The sequence below is a fragment of the Allopontixanthobacter sediminis genome (assembly GCF_009828115.1).
Lineage (GTDB): Bacteria > Pseudomonadota > Alphaproteobacteria > Sphingomonadales > Sphingomonadaceae > Allopontixanthobacter > Allopontixanthobacter sediminis.
This window is the reverse complement of record NZ_WTYL01000002.1, coordinates 820556-843652: the sequence shown is the minus strand read 5'-3', so window position 1 is coordinate 843652 and position 23097 is coordinate 820556. Positions and strand designations below refer to the sequence as shown.

Annotated in this window: 28 protein-coding genes; 14 read left to right on the top strand and 14 right to left on the bottom strand. The window is 60.7% G+C overall.

Annotated features, from left to right (window positions below; genetic code table 11):
- The first annotated feature begins 205 nt into the window (after window positions 1–205).
- Complete coding sequence (locus GRI65_RS09745) at window positions 206–535, top strand: SEL1-like repeat protein (RefSeq protein ID WP_160756299.1); 330 nt, start codon at window positions 206–208, stop codon at window positions 533–535.
- A gap of 28 nt (window positions 536–563) precedes the next feature.
- Here the strand turns inward: GRI65_RS09745 and GRI65_RS09740 are convergent, their stop codons facing one another.
- From GRI65_RS09740 to GRI65_RS09720, 5 genes are read right to left on the bottom strand one after another with little or no spacing between them, the layout of a single operon-like run.
- Window positions 564–1700, bottom strand: coding sequence for a GNAT family N-acetyltransferase (locus tag GRI65_RS09740; RefSeq protein ID WP_160756298.1), 1137 nt, complete (start codon window positions 1698–1700; stop codon window positions 564–566).
- Window positions 1697–2500, bottom strand: coding sequence for a glycerophosphodiester phosphodiesterase family protein (locus GRI65_RS09735; protein WP_160756297.1), 804 nt, complete (start codon window positions 2498–2500; stop codon window positions 1697–1699). The genes GRI65_RS09740 and GRI65_RS09735 overlap by 4 nt, the downstream gene beginning before the upstream one ends.
- A complete protein-coding gene (locus tag GRI65_RS09730) occupies window positions 2472–2933 on the bottom strand; it encodes a RidA family protein (protein WP_332872631.1) in 462 nt (153 codons plus the stop codon). The genes GRI65_RS09735 and GRI65_RS09730 overlap by 29 nt, the downstream gene beginning before the upstream one ends.
- Entirely contained in the window at window positions 2930–3562 is a 633-nt protein-coding gene (locus tag GRI65_RS09725) for an HAD family hydrolase (RefSeq protein ID WP_160756296.1), read from the bottom strand. The genes GRI65_RS09730 and GRI65_RS09725 overlap by 4 nt, the downstream gene beginning before the upstream one ends.
- Before the next feature lie 28 nt (window positions 3563–3590).
- The gene (locus GRI65_RS09720; RefSeq protein WP_232844030.1) at window positions 3591–3881 is read right to left on the bottom strand and encodes a DUF3572 domain-containing protein; all 291 of its coding nucleotides are present in this window, start codon (window positions 3879–3881) and stop codon (window positions 3591–3593) included.
- 93 nt (window positions 3882–3974) lie between these two features.
- On the opposite strand from GRI65_RS09720, the gene GRI65_RS09715 reads away from it, so the two are divergent.
- The gene (locus tag GRI65_RS09715; RefSeq protein WP_160756295.1) at window positions 3975–4370 is read left to right on the top strand and encodes a response regulator; all 396 of its coding nucleotides are present in this window, start codon (window positions 3975–3977) and stop codon (window positions 4368–4370) included.
- Here GRI65_RS09715 and GRI65_RS09710 read toward each other — a convergent pair.
- Complete coding sequence (locus GRI65_RS09710) at window positions 4357–4923, bottom strand: Pycsar system effector family protein (RefSeq protein ID WP_202391237.1); 567 nt, start codon at window positions 4921–4923, stop codon at window positions 4357–4359. The genes GRI65_RS09715 and GRI65_RS09710 overlap by 14 nt on opposite strands.
- A gap of 162 nt (window positions 4924–5085) precedes the next feature.
- On the opposite strand from GRI65_RS09710, the gene GRI65_RS09705 reads away from it, so the two are divergent.
- From GRI65_RS09705 to GRI65_RS09695, 3 genes are all read left to right on the top strand, one after another.
- The gene (locus tag GRI65_RS09705; RefSeq protein ID WP_160756294.1) at window positions 5086–5325 is read left to right on the top strand and encodes an acyl carrier protein; all 240 of its coding nucleotides are present in this window, start codon (window positions 5086–5088) and stop codon (window positions 5323–5325) included.
- Between the two features lie 2 nt (window positions 5326–5327).
- Window positions 5328–6581: a serine palmitoyltransferase gene (gene spt / locus GRI65_RS09700; RefSeq protein WP_160756293.1), complete on the top strand. Its 1254-nt coding sequence runs from the start codon at window positions 5328–5330 to the stop codon at window positions 6579–6581.
- 73 nt (window positions 6582–6654) lie between these two features.
- Window positions 6655–8292: a tetratricopeptide repeat protein gene (locus GRI65_RS09695; protein ID WP_160756292.1), complete on the top strand. Its 1638-nt coding sequence runs from the start codon at window positions 6655–6657 to the stop codon at window positions 8290–8292.
- Between the two features lie 15 nt (window positions 8293–8307).
- Here the strand turns inward: GRI65_RS09695 and GRI65_RS09690 are convergent, their stop codons facing one another.
- Window positions 8308–8952: a YqaA family protein gene (locus tag GRI65_RS09690; RefSeq protein WP_160756291.1), complete on the bottom strand. Its 645-nt coding sequence runs from the start codon at window positions 8950–8952 to the stop codon at window positions 8308–8310.
- Window positions 8953–9195: 243 nt separating this feature from the next.
- On the opposite strand from GRI65_RS09690, the gene GRI65_RS09685 reads away from it, so the two are divergent.
- From GRI65_RS09685 to GRI65_RS09660, 5 genes are all read left to right on the top strand, one after another.
- Window positions 9196–9714 (top strand): hypothetical protein, encoded by a 519-nt coding sequence (locus GRI65_RS09685; RefSeq protein ID WP_160756290.1) that lies wholly within the window; start codon window positions 9196–9198, stop codon window positions 9712–9714.
- Window positions 9701–10189 carry a terminase large subunit domain-containing protein gene (locus GRI65_RS09680; RefSeq protein ID WP_160756289.1) on the top strand — a complete coding sequence of 163 codons (489 nt, stop codon included), beginning with the start codon at window positions 9701–9703 and terminating at the stop codon, window positions 10187–10189. Before GRI65_RS09685 ends, GRI65_RS09680 begins: the two co-directional genes overlap by 14 nt.
- A gap of 23 nt (window positions 10190–10212) precedes the next feature.
- The gene (locus GRI65_RS15530; protein WP_160756288.1) at window positions 10213–10314 is read left to right on the top strand and encodes a DUF2793 domain-containing protein; all 102 of its coding nucleotides are present in this window, start codon (window positions 10213–10215) and stop codon (window positions 10312–10314) included.
- A gap of 435 nt (window positions 10315–10749) precedes the next feature.
- Window positions 10750–11868 (top strand): OmpA family protein, encoded by a 1119-nt coding sequence (locus GRI65_RS09665; protein ID WP_160756286.1) that lies wholly within the window; start codon window positions 10750–10752, stop codon window positions 11866–11868.
- A gap of 101 nt (window positions 11869–11969) precedes the next feature.
- Window positions 11970–12503: a superoxide dismutase family protein gene (locus tag GRI65_RS09660; protein WP_160756285.1), complete on the top strand. Its 534-nt coding sequence runs from the start codon at window positions 11970–11972 to the stop codon at window positions 12501–12503.
- Here GRI65_RS09660 and GRI65_RS09655 read toward each other — a convergent pair.
- From GRI65_RS09655 to GRI65_RS15395, 7 genes are all read right to left on the bottom strand, one after another.
- Window positions 12500–14080, bottom strand: coding sequence for a spinster family MFS transporter (locus GRI65_RS09655; protein ID WP_160756284.1), 1581 nt, complete (start codon window positions 14078–14080; stop codon window positions 12500–12502). The genes GRI65_RS09660 and GRI65_RS09655 overlap by 4 nt on opposite strands.
- On the bottom strand, window positions 14061–14765 hold the full coding sequence (gene queC, locus GRI65_RS09650) for a 7-cyano-7-deazaguanine synthase QueC (protein ID WP_160756283.1): 705 nt from the start codon (window positions 14763–14765) through the stop codon (window positions 14061–14063). The genes GRI65_RS09655 and queC overlap by 20 nt, the downstream gene beginning before the upstream one ends.
- Window positions 14766–14827: 62 nt before the next feature.
- Window positions 14828–15265 carry a DUF3617 domain-containing protein gene (locus GRI65_RS09645; protein ID WP_232844029.1) on the bottom strand — a complete coding sequence of 146 codons (438 nt, stop codon included), beginning with the start codon at window positions 15263–15265 and terminating at the stop codon, window positions 14828–14830.
- A gap of 65 nt (window positions 15266–15330) precedes the next feature.
- Window positions 15331–16224, bottom strand: coding sequence for an Hsp33 family molecular chaperone HslO (gene hslO, locus GRI65_RS09640; RefSeq protein WP_160756282.1), 894 nt, complete (start codon window positions 16222–16224; stop codon window positions 15331–15333).
- Between the two features lie 61 nt (window positions 16225–16285).
- Complete coding sequence (gene argF / locus GRI65_RS09635; protein WP_160756281.1) at window positions 16286–17209, bottom strand: ornithine carbamoyltransferase; 924 nt, start codon at window positions 17207–17209, stop codon at window positions 16286–16288.
- Window positions 17210–17213: 4 nt separating this feature from the next.
- Entirely contained in the window at window positions 17214–18404 is a 1191-nt protein-coding gene (locus tag GRI65_RS09630) for an aspartate aminotransferase family protein (protein ID WP_160756280.1), read from the bottom strand.
- A 142-nt stretch (window positions 18405–18546) separates the two neighbouring features.
- The gene (locus GRI65_RS15395; protein ID WP_160756279.1) at window positions 18547–19359 is read right to left on the bottom strand and encodes a cold-shock protein; all 813 of its coding nucleotides are present in this window, start codon (window positions 19357–19359) and stop codon (window positions 18547–18549) included.
- 277 nt (window positions 19360–19636) lie between these two features.
- On the opposite strand from GRI65_RS15395, the gene GRI65_RS09620 reads away from it, so the two are divergent.
- The 4 genes from GRI65_RS09620 to GRI65_RS09605 are packed head-to-tail and all read left to right on the top strand — an operon-like array spanning window position 19637 to window position 23056.
- Window positions 19637–20074, top strand: a complete 438-nt coding sequence (locus GRI65_RS09620; RefSeq protein WP_160756278.1) for a TIGR01244 family sulfur transferase — start codon at window positions 19637–19639, stop codon at window positions 20072–20074.
- Window positions 20074–20493, top strand: coding sequence for a hypothetical protein (locus GRI65_RS09615; protein WP_202391236.1), 420 nt, complete (start codon window positions 20074–20076; stop codon window positions 20491–20493). Before GRI65_RS09620 ends, GRI65_RS09615 begins: the two co-directional genes overlap by 1 nt.
- Window positions 20486–21448, top strand: coding sequence for a sterol desaturase family protein (locus GRI65_RS09610; RefSeq protein ID WP_160756277.1), 963 nt, complete (start codon window positions 20486–20488; stop codon window positions 21446–21448). The genes GRI65_RS09615 and GRI65_RS09610 overlap by 8 nt, the downstream gene beginning before the upstream one ends.
- A gap of 24 nt (window positions 21449–21472) precedes the next feature.
- Window positions 21473–23056, top strand: a complete 1584-nt coding sequence (locus tag GRI65_RS09605) for a GMC family oxidoreductase (RefSeq protein WP_160756276.1) — start codon at window positions 21473–21475, stop codon at window positions 23054–23056.
- The last annotated feature ends 41 nt before the right edge of the window (window positions 23057–23097 follow it).

Genomic DNA, 23097 nt, shown 5'->3' with positions numbered 1-23097 from the left:
TTGGCGGGCCTATAGGCGGCAGCGTTTACCCATACAAGCGGCAATCCGTTGTCCGCCCCTAAAGCACACAGAATTAAGCGCAGCCGAACGCGCCACCGCGCGGCTCGGGATATTTTTCTCCGCCGCGTTAACTGTTTGTTGACCATAAAGGGCCGAGGAATTGATCACCGGCGGCAAGGGGGTCGCCAGCAACGGGGGGTTATCCATGACACTGTCGATTATCGAAACAACCAATGCCGAACCGGCTGACAGCGCCGCCGCAGATTTGCTGGTAGCAAGCTGCCTGGCTGCCGCTGCCGAAGGCGACATCGCGGCCTATTACACGCTCGGCGTGGCTTTTTCGACGGGTTGCCACGGGGTAAACTGCGATCTGGTCGAAGCGCACAAATGGTTCAATCTCGCCGCCGTCCAGGGGCACGAAGAAGCCTCCTGGTGCCGCGCGGACGTATCCGACGAAATGACCGCCCGTGAAATTGCCGAGGCCCAGCGCCGTGCACGCCAGTGGCTGAGTGACGGAATTCGCAAGGCCGCCTGACCGCTCCGCTTCCGCTGTGCGGATAGCTTCAGGTTTTCTTGAACGGCGTCCGTTCGCCCAGGAACATCTGGTCCGATGCGACGCCCTGCCTTTCCCGCTCGAGGAAGTCCGACACGGCGCTCCGAAATCCGGGGTCTGCAATCCAATGCGCCGACCAGGTCTTGACCGGTTCATACCCTCGGGCAAGTTTGTGCGGACCCTGCGCCCCCGCCTCTACCCTCGATAGACCGCGCGCAATCGCTGCGTCGATCGCCTGATAGTAACACAGCTCGAAATGCAGGAACGGTCGTTCCTCGGTGCACCCCCAGTAACGGCCATACAGCGCGCTGCCGCCGATGAAATTGAGCGCGCCGGCAATCGGACGATCGCCGTCATACGCCAGCATCAGCAACACCCGGTCACCCATCCGTTCGCCCATCAGGCTGAACGCTTCCCGTGTCAGGTAAGGGGTGCCCCACTTGCGCGCTCCGGTATCCTGGTAAAACACCCAGAATGCATCCCAGTGCGCCTCGTTGATTTCGCTGCCTGCGAGATGGCGGAACGTCACTCCCTCGGCCGCGGCGGCGCGTTCCTTGCGGATCGACTTTCGTTTCCGCGAAGCCAGTGCGTCCAGGAAATCATCGAATGTCGCATAATCGCGGTTGGCCCAGTGGAACTGGATGTCATTACGCAGCAGCCACCCGGCCTGTTCGAACATCTCCAACTGGTCGGGCGCGATAAAGGTCGCATGAGCGGAGGAAAAATCGTTGCTGGTGCACAGTTGTTCGGCGGCGCGCAGCAAGGGTACCCCGTAAGCGGCGTGACGCGTCAGGATGCGCGGCCCGGTTGCCGGGGTAAACGGCGCTGCGATTTGCAACTTCGGATAGTAACTGCCGCCCGCACGGTGCCACGCGTCGGCCCAGGCATGATCGAATACATACTCGCCCTGGCTGTGGCCCTTGGCGTAGGATGGGAGCGCGCCCATCACTTTGCCCGCGGTATCTTCGATCACGATTGGTGCCGGGTTCCAGCCTGTCCCCGGTCCCACGCTGCCGGAATCTTCGAGCGAGGTCAGGAAGTCGTGGCTGACGAAGGGATTATCACTGCCCGCCAGATGGTCCCAGACATCGCGTTCGATAGCCCCGACGCTGCCCACCACGCGCGCCGTCAGGGAATTTTCACTCACGCCCCCTGCTCGCTTTCCGGTGCCGACCTCGCGATCCCTTCGCCTTCGGCGATCGCGGCATCGGCATGAAGATCGACGACCTCGCGGTGGGCAGCGCTGCGCACTGTCCAGCTCAGCACCGGCAGGCCGCGGCGGCGCTGGGCCGCGGCGAATGCGCTGGGCAGGTCGCGGATGTCGTAAGCAAGGAAATCGGGTTTGGCGATCCACAGGGCGCTATGCCGCCGCCATCGGCCGGCAAGCGACTTGGCATTTTCCTCGGTTACGACCAGACCGCGCACGGTGTTACGGGAATGGCTGGCGAACCACCTGGAAACCCGCGGGTCGAAGCTCATCACGGCGTGGCGGCCGCGATACCCCTCGAGCGCGCGATGGACCGCAAGGCACAGCGGGCGGACCCGGCGATCGTTGCGGCTCTTGATTTCGATCAGGACCGGGACCGTGCCATCCACCTGGTCGAGGAAGTGTTCGAGCGTGCGGATGTATTCGCCATTGCCCGACAGCGGGATCGTCTCGATTTCGCCAGCGGTGCGGTCGGAAACGGGGCCGGTCTCGTCCGTCAGCCGGTCGAATTCCCAATCATGGAACACGACCGCGCGGCCATCGCCGCTGCGCTGCACATCGCATTCGATACCATATCCCGCTGCCATGGCGGCAGCGAAGGCCGCCGTGCTGTTTTCAGGGATATCCGCGCCGTGGAGGCCCCTGTGGGCATAAGTCCATTCTCCCAGCCAGCCGACCCGCTTCGGAGGCGGAGCGGGCGCGCGCCAACAATCAATCGGAGTTAAGAGCAATGATCGCATCCACTTCCACGGCGGCGCCAAGCGGCAGTGCCGGCACCCCGACAGCGGCACGGGAATGGCGACCGATAACGCCGAACACTTCGAACATCAGATCCGATGCGCCGTTGGCGACCTTGGGCTGGTCGGTGAAATTCGCGGCGGAATTGACGAACGCTCCGAGCTTGACGATCCGGGCCACCCGGTCGAGCGAAATATCGGTCGCCCGCAATTGCGCCAGGATCATCAGGCCGCAGGCCCGCGCCGCCGCAATACCATCGTCGAGCGAGACATCTTCGCCCAGCCGCCCGGTCACCAGTTTCCCGTCCACGAAAGGCAGCTGGCCCGAGACATAGGCCAGGCCGCCATGCACCACGACGGGGACATAGCTGGCTACCGGTGCGGCGGCAGCAGGCAGGACGATCCCCAGCTCCGCCAGTCTTGCTTCTGCGCTCACAATGCATTCTCCTGTTGCAAACGGTCGATGAGCCACGGGGTGGCCTCGGCCCAAGTATCGATCCGGGCGTGTGCGTGACCCGCCTGGTGCGCGCACGTTATGTGGGGGGACAACATCGGTTCCCCGCACAGATGCAGCCGCAGGACATCCGGCACGGTGTCGGCAGCCGATTGATGGTGCTGCGGCAGATCGTCGATGAAGATCGCCCGGCTCGGCTGATACTCCTCGAGGATAGCGGCAAGCGCAGGCCCCTTCGGACCCTGGTTGGTGAACACCCGCGCATGGATTCCGTGCTCCGCTAACTGGCGGGCGCGGCGTTCCTGCCGCTCGTCGTTCAGATTGGTCAGGATCACCACATCGGCATGTTCGGCAACCGCGTTGATCCCCGAAATCGCGCCCTCGATCGGCAACTGCCGGTCCATCTCGGTATCGAAGAACCCGCCGAGCAAGCGCCAGATGTCGCGTTCCTCCACCGGCTCGCCAGTCGAATTCCAGCGCATTGCCGTAGCAAAGTCATTTCCCTCCATCCGGAAGGTCACTCCCTGGCTCTCCCCCAGCCAGTCACGGAAGTGGGCGACCATGTGCAGCAGGACTTCATCGCAATCGGAGATTATCAGCGGGCGGTTCATCGTGAATTTCTCATTTCGGGTCGTATTGTTATCGGGAAAGCGTTTCGTGAGCCGCGATCAGTGCCGCAGGCGTCACGTTCAGGGCGTCGGCTGCCAGCACCAGGTCGGGTTCGTGATTCGCGAGGAACTCCAGAACTGCCGCCATTACCGGCCGATCGGTGAGGTTATTGCGCAACACTTCCGGTGTCAGCCCAGTCAGCGACAGCAGCCGTTCGGCCCGCGCAGGTTCGCTCAAAACCCACGCAAGCGCCGAGAGGGCCAGCGATTCAGGATCGCCGGATGAGTGATGAGGAGATTCGAAACCTTTGGTGATTGTCAATATCCTGTGGAAAGATTACAAAGTGCCCAAGCAGAACATAGGGGGCGGCTTCTGGTTGATGGGGTGAAAGCAATCGAAGCAACAACACAGTCAGTGGCAAAGAGAGTGCTGGTTGTCGAGGATAACGATCTAAACCGTAAATTGTTCTGCGATGTCCTCAAGGCATCGGGATTTTCGGTGGAACCGTGTGCCGACGGCGAACTCGCAATCAACGCCGCTCGGGCCTTCGATCCCGACCTGGTTATCATGGACATCCAGCTGCCGAACATTTCCGGAATGGAACTGATTGGCCAACTGAAGCGTGACATGTCGCTTGCTCGAATTCCCGTGCTGGCGGTTACCGCCTATGCCGGGAAGGGTGACGAGGACCGAATCCGTGATGTCGGGGCCGAGGGCTATCTTTCGAAGCCGGTTTCCATCGGACCTTTCATGCGGGTGGTCATGGGATTGCTCGAACCCAAACCCGCTGCACTCGTCACGGCTGGATGATTTCCGCTGCGAACACCAGCAGCGTGACAAACAGGCCGACGATGAAAATCCGGTAAGCCAGCGCGAGGTAGCGGTATTTGCGGCGCTGAAGCACGCACCCGTTCTGATAGAGATCGTGCATCATCGTGCGCAACACCGTTTCATCACGGGTCATGTCAGCCAGCAGGCTCTCGGCCCACTCGGGTTCGTCGATTGCCGTGAAGTGACCAAAGAAAAGCCGGTTCGGCACAGACTTCGGATCCGCGCCCGGTTTGCCGATCGACGGGACCACCGCGATGACGGCGCACACCGAACTAAGAAACGAAAACAAGGCCAGCAACACCAGCGAACAGGGCATATCGCCGGTCAGCGAGCGGCTGATGGAAAGGGAAAAGACGAGGAACGTTGCTCCCATCAGGATGGAGGCCTTCTGGTCCGCCATCTGCGACAGGGTCAGGGTGTTGATCTGCGCCGTGCGGATCATGTGGATGGCGTTTTCGGAAAACACCCGCTCCGGCGTCTCTGCACTCGAAGTTACAGGGGGCGGACCGTGTTCTTCGGGTTCTGATTCCATCGCTGCTGCCCCCCTGCTGAGCTGCCCTGATCGGACAGCGAGGGCTTGCCAGCGCGGCTTGGCCTTGACAAGCAGGGATCGAAACCGCTTTTCCGCCGCAATTGGGTGGCAATTGGCCGCCAAACCGCGAATGCGTAACTTGATAGATTGGAAATACCCGTAATGGACCGTGCTGCCGTCGACAGTTCCATCCGCTCGCTGATCGAGCCCTTCAACAAGAAAAACGTCCCTATCGAGGAAGGCACGACCTTTGCCGGCGATCTGGAATTCGACAGCCTGACGGTGATGGATTTCGTCGCCGCGATCGAGGATGAATTCGATATCATCATCACCATGAACCAGCAGGCGGATATCGAGACTTACGGGCAGTTGGTCGACGCTGTGAACACATTACAGAATTGAGCATGAACGACCATTCCTCCACGCCCGGCGCCGACAGCTCCGGTACGCCTGCGGCGGCTACCGACCTGTTCAGCAAATTCGATCCGCTGATCCAGCAGCGCGAACAATTGCTCGCCGCCGGAATGCAGGATCCCTTCAGTCTGGTGATGGAGAAAGTACTCTCCCCCACCCGGGCAATTTGCAACGGGCGCGATACAATCCTGCTCGGCACATACAATTACATGGGGATGACGTTCGATCCCGATGTGATCGAAGCGGGCAAGCAGGCGATGACCGATTTCGGTGCCGGCACCACCGGCAGCCGGGTCTTGAACGGGACCTTCCAGGGACACCGGGAATGCGAGGATGCGCTTCGCGAATTCTACGACATGGACCACGCGATGGTCTTCTCGACCGGCTACCAGGCCAACCTCGGGATCATCAGCACAATCGCCGGCAAGGGCGATTATATCATCCTCGACATCGATAGCCATGCGAGCATCTGGGATGGCTGCGCGATGGGCAATGCCGAAGTCGTGCCTTTCAAGCACAACGATATCGAAGCGATGGAAAAACGCCTCAAGCGAGTGCCGGAAGGCGCCGGCAAGCTGGTGGTGCTGGAAGGCGTCTATTCGATGCTCGGCGATGTCGCCCCGCTGAAGGAAATGGTCCGGATCGCCAAGGAAAACGGCGCGATGGTGCTGGTCGACGAAGCGCATTCGATGGGCTTTATCGGCGAACACGGCCGCGGCGTCGCCGAAGAAGTCGGGATTATCGACGAGGTCGATTTCATCATCGGCACGTTCTCCAAGAGCGTCGGGACGGTCGGCGGATTTTGCGTATCGAACCATCCGAAGTTCGAAATCATGCGGCTGGTTTGTCGCCCCTATGTGTTCACCGCCAGCCTTCCGCCCGCCGTGGTCGCCAGCACCGCGACCTCGATCCGCAAGCTGAAGCACGGTTCGAACAAGCGCGCACATCTGTGGGAAAATTCCCGCACCCTGCACCAGGGCCTGCGCGATCTCGGCTTCGAACTGGGCACCAAGCAGGCCGAGAGCGCCATCATCGCCGTCATCATGCCCGATCTGGAACGCGGCGCGATGATGTGGGAAGCGCTGCTGACGGAAGGGCTCTACGTCAATCTGGCCAGGCCTCCTGCGACACCGGCCAACATGACGCTGCTGCGCTGCTCGCTTTGCGCCGAACACAGCGCGGAAGAAGTCCAGACGATCCTCGGGATGTTCGAACGGGCAGGCAAGGCCGTCGGGATTATCTGAGACGGTCTCAGACCTTGCTTCGGGCGTTTCGGTGTGGCAGCCACATCGCGGGTCAAGTTGCGAGAGATATCTGATGATTTCGAAGCCGATGATCCGGATGGTTACGGGCGCGCTTGCGCTCGGTGTCGTGTCCCCGCTTTGCGCCCAGGATCAGCCTGCGCCCCAGGTCAGCCAGCCTTCTGCGGCGCCCGAAGCAGTCCATATCGATGATCACCACGATTCGGCCGCGGTGGCGCGCCCGGCGGAGACTGAACTGCTGGCCGGTTACGGAAACGGCGGTTTCCCGATCACCACCGCTGTTCCCGAGGCGCAGGCGTTTTTCTCTAATGGGATGGAACTTGGCGCCGCCTTTGCCCACCAGGCCGCGATCGATGCGATGAAAGAAGCGGTCCGGCTCGATCCGGATTGCGCCATGTGCCTGTGGGGCGAGGCCTTCATGTCGGGTCCGACACTGAATTACGGTATGGACCGGGCTGATCGCAAGCCCCTGCTGGCATTGGCCCGCAAGGCAGCGAAGATGGCGAAGGCGTCCGGCACTCCGATCGAACGTGACCTTACCTTGGCTTTGGTCGAGCGGTATCGGGGCGGTGACGTCGACAAGCGCGACAGGGCCTTCCACAAGGCGATGGAAAAGCTGTCCGGGCGCTACCCCGCCGACGATGCGGTCCAGGTCCTGACTGCCGACGCTTCCCTGGTTGCTGCCAGCGACGAAGGCGAGTGGGAGCCAGCAGCGGTGCGGGCGATGCAGCTTCTGGAACCGGTGCTGGCCCGATCGCCCGGCAACACCCCCGCGATTCATTTCTATATCCACTCGAGCGAAATTGCCGGCCAGGCGGCCAAGGCCGAACCGCAGGCGGACCAGCTTGCTGACCTGGCGCCAAATGCCAGTCACCTGGTGCACATGCCCTCGCACATTTTTTACTGGGTCGGCCGTTACCAGGACGCTGCCGACATGAATTTGCGCGCTGTCCGGATCGATCAGGCCAACGCCGCGCGGCTTGGTCATGGCGGCGAACACGGGGTGTTCAAATTGCCGTATCACTCACACAACGTGATCTTCGGGCTTGGCGGCGCGATGATGGCAGAGGATTCCCTTACCGCGCTCACGCTGGCGCGACCCCTGGTCGCATCGACGCAGGACCGAGAAGAGGGGTCGCCGATCATGCAGTTGCTATCCGCGGCGGGATATTTCGCGCTGGCCCGGTTTGACGATCCTGCTTCGACCCTTGCGCTGCCCGAACCGAAATTGCCTTATCTGAAGGCGGCTTGGCATTACGCCAGAGGAGAGGCCTACGCCGTTCAGCAGGACAAGGGCGGTTTGTCGGAAGAAATTGCCGCTCTTGCTGCCATCGTCGCGATTAAGGGCAAAGGTGCGGCTGTCGAGGAGGACAGCTCGCCGGCACCAGACCAGATGCTTGGTATCATTCACGAAGTCCTGACCGGGCGTCTCGCAATGATGGAAGGCCGATTTACCGATGCCGCCACCGCGTTCCGCAACGCTGCCGAGATCGAGGAGACCGATGACTTCTCCGTTTTCTCCGATCCGCCCGCATTCTGGTATCCGGTCCGCCGCGACCTCGCCGCCGCTTTGTTCGCGCAGAACGATATGACCGGCGGCATGGCTGAGGCTGAAGCGACCCTTGCATTGCGCCCCAAGGACCCGGTGACCCTCACCCTGATCGCAAAAGCTGGCGGGGCGGCTGCGGACTAGAGCTGAAAAATACGCCTATTTCGCGCCGTTCAGCTCTGCTGATACGCAAGGATCGTTTGAGGGTGCTTCGTCACCTCCACCGGCAAGTGCCGACAGGGCGATAAATCCGCCAACCACCAGCACGACGAATGCGGTGGTGACGGAGATCAGGTATTTGTCGATGAACAATTTGATCGGCGCCCCGAAAACCCGGAACAGTACCCCCACCGTCATGAAGATCATCGCGCGCCCGACGATGCTCGCGATCAGGAACGTGGCGAGCGGCATGGCAGTGAAGCCCGCGGTTATGGTGAGCAGCTTGAATGGTACCGGCGTCGCCGCCGCCAGGATTACCGCCTGTGCCCCATACTCATTGAGGGTGCAGCGGGCTGCAGGAAAGCTTTCCGTCAGGCCGAGCGCGGCGATCAGCTGTGCTCCAACCGCATCATACAGGAAGTAACCGATCGCATAGCCCAGGAGAGCGCCCAAGACCGACGCCGCAGTCGCGACCGCGGCGAAGCGCACTGCCTTCTTCGGTTCCGCCAAGCACATCAGCCCGAGCAGGGGGTGCGGCGGGATCGGAAAAAAGCTCGATTCGATGAAGCTGAAGAATGCCAGCCACCACACGGCGTGGCGATGCGCGGCCTTTTCCATCGTCCAATTATACAGTCCGCGCAGCAAGGGCCGCCTCCCGAGTCGATACGCCCATGACAAGGCGGGCCAGTGCCGCCGCGATTAGTCCAGGCCCTGCCATGCCGCAAGCGCCGAGAAGCGAATGGACTCGATAATTGGGCGTAATTAACCTATTTGGCACTTTTGTATTGACATCGTCACACTCTTTGGTTAGTTAATTGGAACATCGCAACAGACCGATTCGAAAGTACGGTCTTCGCGGTTTCCCCTTTACAGCACGGGTAACTTTTTATGGCGACATCATCGCCCGGCGGCGCAATGCACGGTCGGAACATTCCTGCCTGGCGTGAACCCTTCCTGGCAGCGCTGGCGGAAAGCTCGAACATCGCCGGATCGGCCCGCGCGGCAAAAGTGAACAAAAGCACAATCTACAAGCATCGCCGCGAAAATGCGGATTTTCGCAGCGCCTGGTTCGATGCGCTGTGCGAAGGGTACGATAATCTGGAAATGTCGCTCCTTTACCGGCTGCGGATCGGTGAACTCGAAGGCACGAAAACCAAGGCGCGACGCAAGTTCGATAACGCCACCGCCTTCCGCCTGCTCGCCGCACATCGCGAATCAGTCAGCCAGCGCAAGGCACTGCGCGATGATGAAGGCGAAGACGCGATCCTCGCATCGATCAACACCAAACTGGATGCGATGCGGGCCCGGGAGAAAGCCGTCCAGATCCTGATCGCACAGGACAGCGCGAGCTCGACGGCAATGTGCCCGGCGTCGGAAACCGAAAACGGTGCCGATGACGCACATTGACCGCCTCCGCTTACTGATTTCGCTGGAAGGCGAAGAACGGCACATCTTCCTCGCAGCCTTGTCTCAGAGCGAGAAAGACGAATTGCGGTTTCACTGGAATATCTGGGCAAGGTTCGAACAACTGCCCCCACCGGGTGACTGGCACATCTGGCTAATCTGTGCCGGACGCGGCTTCGGCAAGACGCGGGCCGGGGCCGAATGGGTCCGGCATATCGCCAAGCACAACAAGGACGCCCGGATCGCACTGGTCGGGGCATCCATTTCGGAAGTGAGGGCAGTGATGGTGGAAGGGGAAAGCGGCATTCTGGCCACGTCGCCGCCGAAGCGCTTGCCCAATTTCGAACCGTCTCTGAAGCGGCTGACGTGGCCCAACGGAGCGCAGGCGAAGCTTTATTCGGCCGGCGAGCCCGACAGCCTGCGCGGCCCGCAGGACAGTCATGCCTGCATGGCCATGCCCAGAAGGAGTTTTTTGTAAATGAGGCCCATGCCCTGATTGATATGCTGCTCCATACCGCTGTCGAGAGTGAGGCTGATGTGCCACCAACTGCTAAAGAAGATGGCCAATGTTGGCTTATTGGCAACAGTCCGACCGGAGAGTAGTCAGATTATGCAGGAAATCTGGCGGGCTGGATCTCGGGTACATGGATGTACATTACCCCGCAGAATGGCATGCGGATCATGGAGCCGGCGACCGGGCAAACGATCTTTTACGCAAATGGCTGGCAGAGAGCAGAGACCCCCGCTATACCTTCCGGAGGTCAGATCGTTGATGCCGAAGCTCGCCAAGCAATCGATCATCTGATCCAGTCCCTCAGGAGTGCCGGAATTTTGTCTGCACCCTGAAGGGAACAAACGTGGCGTCGCTACGTTTGGGATGTCGATGGGAGTGATTTGAAGGCGAATTTAAACAAAAACAAGGGCAAACGATGCTTTCTTGCAACAGTTTAGAACAATGTCTGCTTGCCACTTCCTGAGGGAAAAGTTAGAAAACCGCCATTCGGTGGTTTTATTCGATTATATAAGGGGAATTTCATAATGCGGAAACTCGTCATAGGAATGGCGATGGCCTCAACGGCCCTCGCATCGCCTGCACTAGCCCGCGACGGCCAATGGTATGTGGAAGTCGGCGGCGGACCAATGATTGTTGAAGATTTTGACTTCGACGTAAATGACGGCACGGACACGATTTCGGTCGATTCAGACGCTGGCTACGACTTCGGTGGCCTGGTTGGTTACGATTTTGGCGCTTTCCGGCTTGAAGCTGAAGCAAGCTATCGCGAATCTGACATTTCCTCGGTCATCGTTGGCCCCGGTGGTGTTCCTACCGGCCCGACTGGCAACTCCGGTTCGGGCACGTTCGAAGCGCTCGGCGATCTGAATGCTCTCAGCTTCATGCTCAACGGTTTGGTTGACTTCGGGGACGATGACGGCCTTCAGGGCTTCGTCGGTGGCGGCGCTGGTGTCGCTCGTGTCGATGGTAACTCGACGATTTCCTCCAATGGCCCCGGTGTCTTCGACGATTCCGATAGCGGCTTTGCATACCAGGTCCTCGCCGGTGTACGCGCACCGCTCACGGAGAACTGGGATGTTGGTCTTCGGTATCGGTTCTTCACTGCACCCGATGTCGGCCTGATCGATTCGCTTGGTCGTGATCTCGACGGTCGGTACCGGTCGCACTCGATCCTGGGTACTCTGACCTACAACTTTGGTGGTGAAGCACCGCCGCCGCCACCTCCGCCGCCGGTTGCAGCCCCGCCGCCACCGCCGCCGCCAGTTGTGGCTGCTCCTCCTCCTCCTCCGCCTTGCAACAAGGGCCCGTATATCGTGTTCTTCGGCTGGGATAAGTCGGACATCACTCCTGAAGCTGCGACGATCCTCGACAACGCCGTGTCGGCTTATCGCAATTGCGGTACCGCATCGGTCATGGTTGCTGGTTATACGGATACCTCCGGCCCACCAACCTACAACGTTGGTCTTTCGAACCGCCGTGCTGCGGCTGTCGAATCCTACATGGTTGGTCGCGGCATCAACGGCTCCAACATCTCGACGGAAGGCTTCGGTGAAACAAACCTGCGCGTACCGACCGCAGATGGTGTTCGCGAATTGCAGAACCGCCGCGTTGAAGTCACTTACGGCCCAGGTTCGGGCATGTAAGCTTCGCGCAAGCGATAAAAATCGAGAGGGGGTCGGAGCAATCCGGCCCCTTTTTCGTTTTAGGGACAGTGAAAACTCAAAACCTCACCAGGAGACCTCCAATGAACCGACCTTCCCTTCTCGCTTGTGCTGCGGTCGCACTCGCCTTGCCAGCTTGTACGACGGTAGATGACATGTCATCCGAAACGCTCGCGGCCGCAACGATGAGCCGGGCAAATGGGGCTCCCGCCGGGACGGTGGAACTTGTCGCTAAGGGTGATCGGCTTTCCTTAGTGGTGGCGGCTACGGGACTTCCGCAAGGTGCACATGGCTTTCACTTGCATACGACCGGCACATGTACCGCCCCCGACTTTACGTCGGCAGGCGGCCACCTCAATCCTACCAACAACAACCACGGTACGATGAGCCCAGGCGGCAGCCATCTTGGCGACTTGCCTAACCTTACGGTCGGGAGCAGCAGTGTGACAACAAGCACTATTGAATTGGCCGATACCAACCGGTCACAAGTTCTCGACTGGCTATTCGATGCAGATGGGACCGCAGTCGTCATCCATCAGGACCCTGACGATTACAAGACCGATCCCTCGGGCAATGCCGGTCCGCGCATCGCTTGCGGCGTTCTCGAACGTACCTAGATCCCGGGTTCACCCGCCGCTCGAGCGCGCTCGATCAAAGTGCGCTCGGCGGTGGGTACTGTCCTGTAAGCAAGGACAAGGAGCACGGTGCCGATCGGCGCGGCAACCAGCATTGATAGTACGCCAATCGACAGGCTGCCTGTCATGGTGGACACTTGCCCCGCCATATACGGGCCCAACGCGAGGCCGACCAATGTAGTCGATAGGAAGAACGTAGCTGTGGCCGTGCCTCGCATCCGCGGTAGGACAAGATCCTGCGTTGTCGCCGCGGCAGCTCCGAGTGCCGAACTTCCGAATAGGGAAATCAGGAAGTTCAGAAAATAATAAAGCGTTACATTCTCGGTCGTGAACGCGAAGATCAACGGGATGACGGGCGCCAACACCCCAAACATGATGACGAGGATACGCCCACCCGGATTGCGTTCGCGCAGCCAATCGGACACCCTGCCCCCGATAATGACGCCCAGGAAGCCGCCAAGCGCACCGCCGCCGCCGATCCAGAATCCGAGAACGGCCTTCGAAGCTCCCAGCACACGCTCCGCATAGGGTGCCGCCCAGAACGACACCGAATAGGACGCGAAGGCGACCATTCCGTATCCCAGGATCGTGTAGATGAATGCGGGACTACCCCAGATTAGACGGAACGCCGGGTAATCACGCTGACGCAACGAATTGGCCCAAGAGAACACCGCGTAATAACCAAGGCCAATCGCACCCCATTGCTGGTAGCTACCGGTAGCAGCGCCCATTAGCCATGCGAGCCCGGCAATCACGACTGCAGCCGCAAGATTTACCAGAAACGGCCCTGTCCCCCGCTGGAGTGCCGATATAAGCGTAAAGGGTGGGACTACCGCAAATAGCTCATTGGCGAAGCCCCTGAAGGGTCTTTCAATCTTCGGTTCAGGGAGCCCCTCGATTGCTCCGCGCGCTGGCTCTCGCAGGGTAAACACCCAAATCGCCAGTAGAAGCCCCGGGATCCCAACCGCCATAAAGGCTGCTTGCCAACCAACAAGCCCCAGCGGCCCGCCGCCAGGATATGCATTGTTCCAGCCCTCCACGATCAGGCCGCCCAGCATTAGCGAAATGCCGGCACCGAGATAAAGACCGGCGGAATAGATGGCGAGCGCCGTGCCGCGCATCTTCTTGGGGAACCAGTCGGACAGCAGTGAATAGGCCGAGGGGCTTGCCGACGCTTCGCCGACGCCGACACCAATCCGTGCCGCCGCGAGCTCCAGCCCGTTACGCGCAAAGCCTGAAAGCGCGGTCATTGCCGACCACAAGGCAAGTCCGATAGTCATCAACCGTACTCGGTGCCAGCTGTCCGCCAGCCTTCCCAACGGGATGCCGAACAATGCGTAGAACACTCCAAACGCGGTCCCGTAGAGAAAACCCAGGTCGGCGTCGGTGAGGCCAAGATCGGCTTTGATGTCGTTTGCCAGGATCGACAGGATGTTCCGGTCGATGAAGTTAAGCATGTACACCAACACCAGAACGCTCAACGCGTACCAGCTGTAAGCGGGCGCCTTTTCGGCAATTTCCCCGGTGGTCACGGCTGGCTCAGTGGGCGGTGTTGGCATATTCGATCCCATCCTGAAGCCCCGCATCGGCGAAGCCTTTCCGGCGCAAGCGGCAACTGTCACACAATCCGCAGGCCATGGCGTCTTTGGTTGGATTATAGCATGACCAGCTCATCCCCGGATCGAGCCCCAAGCGGCTTGCTTCGGACGCTATGTCGGCCTTGGTCATGTACTGGAGTGGAGCGTGGATCGTCAGATCCTGCCCTTCGGCGCCCGCCTTTGTTCCAAGGCGCGCGGTCTCCGCAAAACTGGCGATGAATTCGGGTCGGCAATCGGGGTAGCCGGAATAATCAAGCGCATTAACGCCGATAAAGATGTCCTTCGCTCCGATGGTTTCCGCCCATGCCAGGGTGAGCGACAGGAATACCAGGTTGCGTGCGGGCACATAGGTCACCGGAATATCCGTCCCCACCCCGTCCAACGGGACGTCGATATCGTCGGTTAACGCCGAGCCCCCAAAGACACTCAGATCAAGCTGCAATTCCACATGGCGCGCCGCATTCAGATGTGCTGCAATCCGCCGTGCTGCGCCGAGTTCGACGGCATGGCGCTGGCCATAATTGATCGTAAGCGCGTTAAGCTTGAACCCAGCTTCTTTCGCGATGGCGGCTGACACCATCGAATCGAGACCGCCCGAAAGCAGCACGACCGCAGGCCTTGCCGGTGTCTCAATATCCGTTCCCATTACGAAGGGGCTAGGCGGAATTGCACCCTTCGGCAATGGGCGGCGGCGCAGTTACCAAAACTTTACCGGCAACTTCCGACACGGCGCGCTTCGGCTGCGAAATCAAACGCCCGCGTTCCGGCGATGCCGGAGGACTTGATCTGCACCAGACTGGTGGTTTCCTTCCGAATACTGGTCAAGCCGTAGCCATTGCCGGGACAAGTGTACTGTACCGTCGAATGCGTAGCTGTATTATCGACCACATATTGGGTGCACTCACGCCCGGGATGACGCAGCTGTATCAATTCGCGGCCAGTTCGCAGGCAAATCTTGCGGGTTGGCGCCCCATCCCGAAAACGAAGCTCCCATTCACCAGCCTGAAGTTCGCCAAGCATGGTAAGCGACGGCGCCTGCGCCGCTGCGGGCGCAAATAAGAACGCCGCGGGCAACACCGCAAGAACAGCCCTTGACCAAAAGCGCTTCGAACTTTTCTTCGGCATGGGAATAGCTCGATCAATCATCACAGAGAGCCCTATATATCACGGAAGTGAACATAGGCAAAACGTGCCTTACGAACGGTGAATCGTTAAGCGTGAATAGGAAATATCCTTGAGCAGAACGCGCAATCGACCCTGATGACCCCGTCATCATCCCGCATGTCGACACGCTCTTCTTCTGGAAATCTGCGGATCACATCGCCATAATGTTCAGCCGAGCAGCGGCAACCGCGCACAAGGTGCGCGCCCTGTTCGACCCGCACTTCATCCTCCTCATGGAACAGCCGCCAGATCAGTGCCTCCAATGAAAGCTCGCGGTCGACCAGCTCGTCATAGCGCGTGCTTCCGGCGAGGATGGCGACGTGCTCCCATTCCGGATGGTCGAGCCTCGCATGCAGCCGTTCGCGGCCTTCTTCCCCGTCGGGCAAATGCTGGATCAGGATGCCCCCGGCGATACAGCCCCGCACATCATGTCGTGCACCTACCCTGATCAGCGTGGGCAATTGTTCCGATTGCAGGAAATAAGCTTCGCAAGCAGCCGCCAGAGTTTCCCCTTCGAGCGGGACGATGCCTTGGTAACGGCCATTTTCACCCGGAAGGTCGAACGTGATCGCCAGATAGCCTTTCCCGAACAGCGCGCTGAGCGGCGGATTGGCTCCCAGTTCACCGAACCTCTCGCGGTCGAAATCCACATAGCCGCGAAGTTCACCGGAGCGGTAATCACACACCAGCAGCTTGACCACGCCGGCTTCCGTTTGCGCCTGCATCGTCAACTGCCCCGCATCATGCTTGAGCAGACTGCCCAGCAATGTCGCGAGCACCAGCGCTTCCGCCAGAAGGTGGGTTATGGCCGGCGGATAATTGTGTGCCGAGAGAATTTCGTCGACAACAGTGTCGATGCGCACGGCCCGGCCGCGCGCATCGCGGGCGGGCAAAGTGAAATGGAGCAGGCGATCGGAAAAGGTTTCGGCAGGTTCGGTCATCGCCGGAATATGGTGGCGAGCCGCGCAAAGTTAAGGGGGTAAGCCACCGTCCGCCGCACCATCACAACTTGCCCAAGCTCCACAGCAGGATCGACTTCTGCGCATGGATCCGGTTTTCCGCCTCGTCGAAGACCACTGACTTTGAACTTTCAAACACCTCCTGCGTCACTTCGTCCCCGATATGCGCGGGCAAGCAATGGAGAAAACGGGCGGACGGTTTGGCCAACGCCATCAGGGCCTCGTCGACCCGGTAGGGGGCCATCGCCCCAAGCTTGTTTTCGACATTGGCTTGACCCATCGAAACCCACGTATCGGTCACCACGATGTCGGCGCCGCTGGCTGCCTCGGCTGCGTCCTGAGTCAGGGTGACATTGGCCCCGCCGGCCCTCGCCATCGCGACAAATTCCGGGTCCGGCTCAAAACCCGACGGCGTTGCCACCCGGACGTTGAATTTCATCAGTCCGGAAGCTTCAAGCACCGAGTGAAGGACATTGTTGCCGTCACCGAACCACGCCACTTCCAGTCCCGGCAAGGCCTTGCCCTGTTCGATGATGGTCAGCAGGTCCGCCACGATCTGGCACGGGTGCGACCGGTCGGTCAGACCATTTATCACCGGCACCGAAGCGTAATGGGCCATCTCCTCGACCTTGGCGTGGTCATCGGTTCGCAGCATGATGGCATCGGCCATCCGGCTGAGCACGCGGGCCGTATCGGCCACACTTTCCCCGCGGCCGAGCTGGCTGGTGCCGGAATCGAGGATCAACACGCTGCCACCCAACTGCCGCATCGCGATGTCGAAACTGGCACGGGTGCGGGTAGAGCTCTTTTCGAACACCATTGCCAGGACATGACCCGCCAGCGGCGCATCGGCATCCACTTGCCCTTTCGGCCAGTCGGCACGAGCTGCCTTGCGATCCTGCGCATCGTTCAGCATGGCCGCGATCACGTCGCCGCCGGCGTCACTCAGGTCGAGAAAATGGGGCATGGCTTCAGGCTGCCGTCGGAGCTGTGTAGCTGGCCGCACCGGCAGACAGCTTGTCGAAGAATTCCTCGATCTCCGCATCCCCTATCACCAGTGGCGGAAGCAAACGGAGCGTGTTGTCGCCCGCTGCCACGGTCAGCAATTGGTGATTGTCGCGCAAATGGACGAAGAAGGGACGGGGTTCGACCTTCATCTTGAGGCCCAGCATCAGGCCCCTGCCTCGCACCAGTTCGAACAGGTCGGGGTAATTCCCGATGAACTGTTCCAGCCGCGTGCGGATGCGTTCACCCTTCTCGCGAACTTCGGCCAGAAATTCATCGTTCCCGACCGCATCGAGCACGGCCATCCCTGCGGCCATCGCCAGCGGGTTTCCGCCATAGGTGGAACCATGCGTGCCGAAGGTCATGCCGCGTGCGCCCTTTTCCGTGGCGAGGCAGGCGCCGAGGGGAAATCCGCCCCCGATGCCCTTGGCCGTCGCGAGAATATCGGGATCGATCCCGTATTGCTCGTGCGCATAGAACGTGCCCGACCGGGCGACACCGCACTGCACTTCGTCCAGCACCAACATCAGATCATGTTCGTCCGCCAAGGCGCGCAAACCCTTGAGAAATTCCCCGGAAGCGGGGCGAATGCCGCCCTCTCCCTGGATCGGCTCAACCAGAAAACCGGCGGTGTTGGGGCCGATGAGCGCCTTGGCAGCTTCAAGGTCGTCGAATTCGCAATATTTGAACCCGGCCAGCAGCGGCAGGAACCCGTGGTGCATCTTTTCCTGGTTGGACGCGCTGATCGTGGCCATCGTCCGGCCATGGAAGGCGTTCTTGAAGGTGATTAATTCGTAGCGTTCCGAATTGCCGTTAGCCTGGTGATAGGCGCGCGCGGCCTTGATCGCGCACTCGACAGCTTCGGCGCCCGAATTGGTGAAGAAGACCGTATCGGCGAAAGTCAGGTCAACCAGCCGCTGGGCCAGTGCTTCGCCTTGCGGGCTGCCATACAGGTTCGAAACATGCATCAGGGTGGCGGCCTGTTTCTGGATCGCGCCGATCAACCCTTCGTGCGAATGGCCCAGCAGATTGACCGCGATACCGCTGGCGAAATCAAGATAACGCGTCCCGTCTTCGTCGATCAGGTGGCAGTGTTCCCCGCGGACCGGCCGTACGCCGCACCGGGGATACACAGGCATGAGCGGAGTGATAGACATGGAAGATTCCTCGATAATTTGCACAAGCTAGAGCTGGACTAGACGGCTGAACGACAAATGGCGACCCTTGCAGGGGCCGCCATTTGCGTCGTTTTATGATCGGGCAATGATCCGGCGATCCGCCGGATATCTTGCAGACGAGCTATTCTTGAACGGGCACAAGATTAACCGCCGAGTGCTTGCCTCGTCGGTCGACCTCGAGATCGAATTCGAACCGCTCGCCTTCGTTGATGCTCTGCAGGCCGGAGCGTTCAACGGCACTGATGTGCACGAACGCGTCTGGCTGTCCATCATCGCGGACCAAAAAGCCGAAGCCCTTCATCGCGTTGAAGAATTTCACCGTACCGGTTGCTTTTTCACCAGTCAGTTCACGCTGTGGAGCGCCGCCTGCCGGGCGTTCGCTGCGTTCACTGCTGCTGGCACCGCCGCCGCCGCCATCGGTTACCGGAATGATATCGCCCACGATCTGGAGATCCTGTGCCGAAATCTTGCCGCCGCGATCAACCAGGTTGAATTCGAGCGTCTGGCCTTCTGCCAGGCCGGCAAGACCCGCACGCTCGACTGCACTGATATGGACGAACGCGTCTTCACCGCCGTCATCCTGCTGGATGAAACCGAAGCCCTTTTGAGAATTGAAGAACTTTACCGTTCCCTTGCCCGTGCCGACCACCTGGGCAGGCATACGGCTGAAACCGCCGCCACCAGCGCCCGCGCCCGCGCCAGGACCGCCCCGGGGAGGACCGCCGGGGCCACGACCACCGCCGCCGCCACTGAACCGGTCGCCGCCACCAAAACGGTCGCCTCCGCCTCCGCCGCCGCCAAAGCGATCACCACCGCCATAGCTGTCGCCGCCGAAGCCACCTTGAGATTCACCACCGAACGGCGAGAAACTGTCTTCACCGAAACCATCGCGCTTATCGCGTCCCCGGCCCCGGCGCCCTTTATCGTAACCCATAATAAACTTCGTACCTTCGTCACGCCGCCCTAATCACCATGCCGGAACGCGGGCGGAAAGCGCACCAGACATTTACGGTAGAAGCAGAAACTTGTCTGAAATCCCACCAAACAGGCAACAATCATAGCGCAAATTCCATGCCTGCGCGAACATTTTAAGTAACGGCCTCGGCGTAACCCAAAAATGTGACATTTTCGCATAGTATGGCGGTGTGCGGGTTGCACGTTTGCGCTGTCAGGCGCAGGAAAGAGGTTACATTTATGCAGGACCCCAAGTCATGAGCCAGTTCCGCCGCCTTTCCGATTCGTTCATGGCCAGCCCGCAGATTTCGCTGGAGGATATCGGGGCCGCGCAGAAACAGGGGGTAACCCTGATCGTCTGCAATCGGCCTGATGACGAAGATCCGGGCCAGCCATCGAGTAGTGAAGTCCGGGATGCCGCCGGCGACAAGAATATCGAATTCGTCTGGATTCCGATTTCCGGGGGGAACTTCAGCGACGCGCAAATCGGCGAAATGATCGACGCGCTGGATTCGGCCGAAGGACAGGTGCTGGCCTATTGCCGCAGCGGAACCCGCTCCACCCTGCTGTGGGCGCTGGCCGAAGCGTCGAAGGGTGCCGACCCCGACGTGCTGGAGCAGCAGGCGGCGCTGGCCGGTTACGACTTGGCACCCGTCCGTCCGGCCATGGAAGAATTGGCCCAACGGAGGAAATAGTGGGGGCCGCTGCGCAGTTTGTGGCTTCGCTTGCCGCCATCCTGGTGCTGGCGTGGATCGCCCACCGGATGGGGCTGGGCCGCGATGTTCGCATCCGGGACGCCGACCATGCGAAAGGGCTCGCGGACGAAGTGATATGCGGTTTTGCCGCCGATGATGCTGCCGTAGACGATGCTGGCCGCGCAGCGCTGGTCCGGGACCGGAATGGGCGAACCGTCCTGATCAAGGTCCATGGAGCGCAGTTCTCCGGTCGGTTGCTTGGCGCCGGTTCGACTGCCTCGGTCCGCGAGGATCACGGCCGTACGGTGCTGGAAATAGACACGGGCGAGCGGCTGTTCGGCAGGGTGACTCTCGATATCGACCGGCCCGACAACTGGGTGCAATGCATCAACCCTGCCAAGGCCGGACACCATGCCTGATTTTTCCCCGATCGACTTCGCCGTTCCGTTTTTCGTGGTTTTGGTGCTGATCGAGATGATCTGGGCCCGCCGCCGCCGACCGGAAAGCTACGAGCCGCGCGACACGCTGACCTCACTTGCCTTCGGGCTGGGCAGTTCGGTCGCCGGACTGGTTACCGGCGGCGCGGTGCTGGCATTGTCGCTGTGGCTGTACCAGTTCCGCATATTCGATTTCGGCGATGAATGGTGGAGCGTGTGGTGGGCGTGGCCGCTATGCTTCGTGCTCGACGACCTGGGCTATTACGTCTTCCACCGCTGTGCCCACCGGGTCCGGTGGTTCTGGGCGAGCCACGTGAACCATCATTCCAGCCAGCATTACAATCTGTCGACCGCGCTACGGCAAAGCTGGACAGGCTTCTTCGCGTTGTCCTTCATCTTCCGCATACCGCTCACGCTAGTTGGTTTTCATCCGGCGATGATCCTGTTCGTCGGCGCGTTCAACCTTATCTACCAGTTCTGGATCCATACCGAAGCAATCGGGCGGATGCCGCGCTGGTTCGAGGCGGTGATGAACACCCCCAGCCACCACCGGGTCCACCATGCGACCAACCCGCTGTATCTCGACCGCAACTACGCGGGGACATTCATCGTCTGGGACCGGTTGTTCGGCACGTTCCAGGCGGAGACGGAAAGCGAACGCATCCGCTACGGGATCGTGCGCCAGCTCGGCACCTTCAACCTGTTGTGGTCGGTGTTCCACGAATGGGTCGGGATCGCGCAGGATGTCTGGCGGGCACCGTGGCGGCACAAGCTGCCGTATCTGTGGCGTCCGCCGGGCTGGACCCATGATGGCAGCCGCGAAACGTCCGACATGATCCGGGAACGCTGGCTCGAACATGGCCGCGCAGCTTCGGACGACATGGAAAAAACAGTCCCGAATGACAACCCGATTGCCGGACAGGAAAAGCCTGCCTAACCTCCAAAGAAAAACGGAGAGAGCATGGACCAGTTCGACATTATCGTCATCGGCGGGGGGAGCGCGGGTAGCGCGGCAGCGGGGCGTTTGGCACAAGACCCGGCCTGCAAGGTCTGCCTCATCGAGGCTGGCGGCACCAACGACAATTTCCTGGTCAAGACGCCCGGCTTCATGCCGTTCCTGCTCAAGAACACCAATTATCGCTACGACACAGTCCCGCAGAAAGGTTTGAACGGCCGGGTTGGCTATCAACCGCGGGGCAAGGGTCTGGGCGGATCGAGCGCCATCAACGCGATGGTCTATATCCGCGGCAACCGCTGGGATTATGACCGCTGGGTCGACCTCGGCTGCGATGGCTGGGCCTATGACGACGTGCTGCCCTACTTCAAGAAAGCAGAGTGCAATGTCCGGGGCGCGGACGAATTCCACGGCGCCGACGGACCGCTGCATGTGTCCGACCAGCATTACCTCAACCCCACCAGCACCGCTTTCGTCCAAAGTGCCGAGGCGCTCCAGCTGCGCCGCAATGACGATTTCAACGGCGAACGTCAGGAAGGGTTTGGCGTCTACCAGGTTACCCAGAAGGACGGCGAACGTTGGTCGGCCGCTCGGGCTTACGTCGAACCGCTCAAGGAAAACGGCAATCTACGCATCCTGACGCGGACACTGGTCGAAAGGCTGGTCATCGAGAGCGGCCGGGTAACCGGAGTGGCAATCCGGCGCGGGAAATCGCGCGAGATCATCACCGCCCGCAAGGGAGTGATCCTGTCCGCCGGCGCGTTCAACAGCCCTCAGATCCTGATGCTGTCGGGCATCGGCCCTGCTGCCCACCTGCGCGATCACGGCATCGCAGTTGCGGTCGACAAGCCGGCTGTGGGCAGCGATCTGCAGGACCACGTCGATTATGTGTCGAGCTGGGAAACCGCATCGCAGGTGCCCATCGGCGACAGCCTCGCGGGCACGGTCCGGATGGTGAAGGCGATGGTCGAACATCGCCGCAAGCGGACCGGGATCATGACCACGCCCTATGCCGAGGCAGGCGGATTCTGGCGGGTAATGCCCGATGCGCCGGTCCCGGACGTGCAGTGGCACTTCGTGCCCGCCATGCTGGAAGACCATGGCCGCGAGAAGGTGAAGGGGCACGGTTTTTCCCTCCACGCCTGCGTCCTGCGGCCAGAAAGCCGTGGCACGGTGCGCCTGAATACCGGCGCCCCCGCCGCGCCGCCGCGGATCGATCCCAATTTCCTCGACGATGACCGGGATATAACGGTTCTGCGTGCCGGGGTCCGGCTGTCGCACCGGATCGCCGAGGCATCACCGCTGGCCGACTACGCGCCGAAGGACCGGCATCCGGTCAATCTCGACGACGATGCTGCGCTTGACGACATGATCCGCAGCCGCGCCGATACGGTTTACCACCCCGTTGGCACCTGCCGGATGGGTGCCGATGCTGACAGCGTGGTCGATCCTCGGCTCAAGGCGCGCGGAGTGGAGGGGCTGTGGATTGCCGATGCCAGCATCATGCCGCGGCTGGTTTCCGGCAACACCAACGCGCCCAGCATCATGATTGGCGAACGGTGCAGCGAGTTCGTGAAAGCGGCCCTCTAAACTTCAAAAAAAGGGCCGGAGCGGCTGGCTCCGGCCCTTAT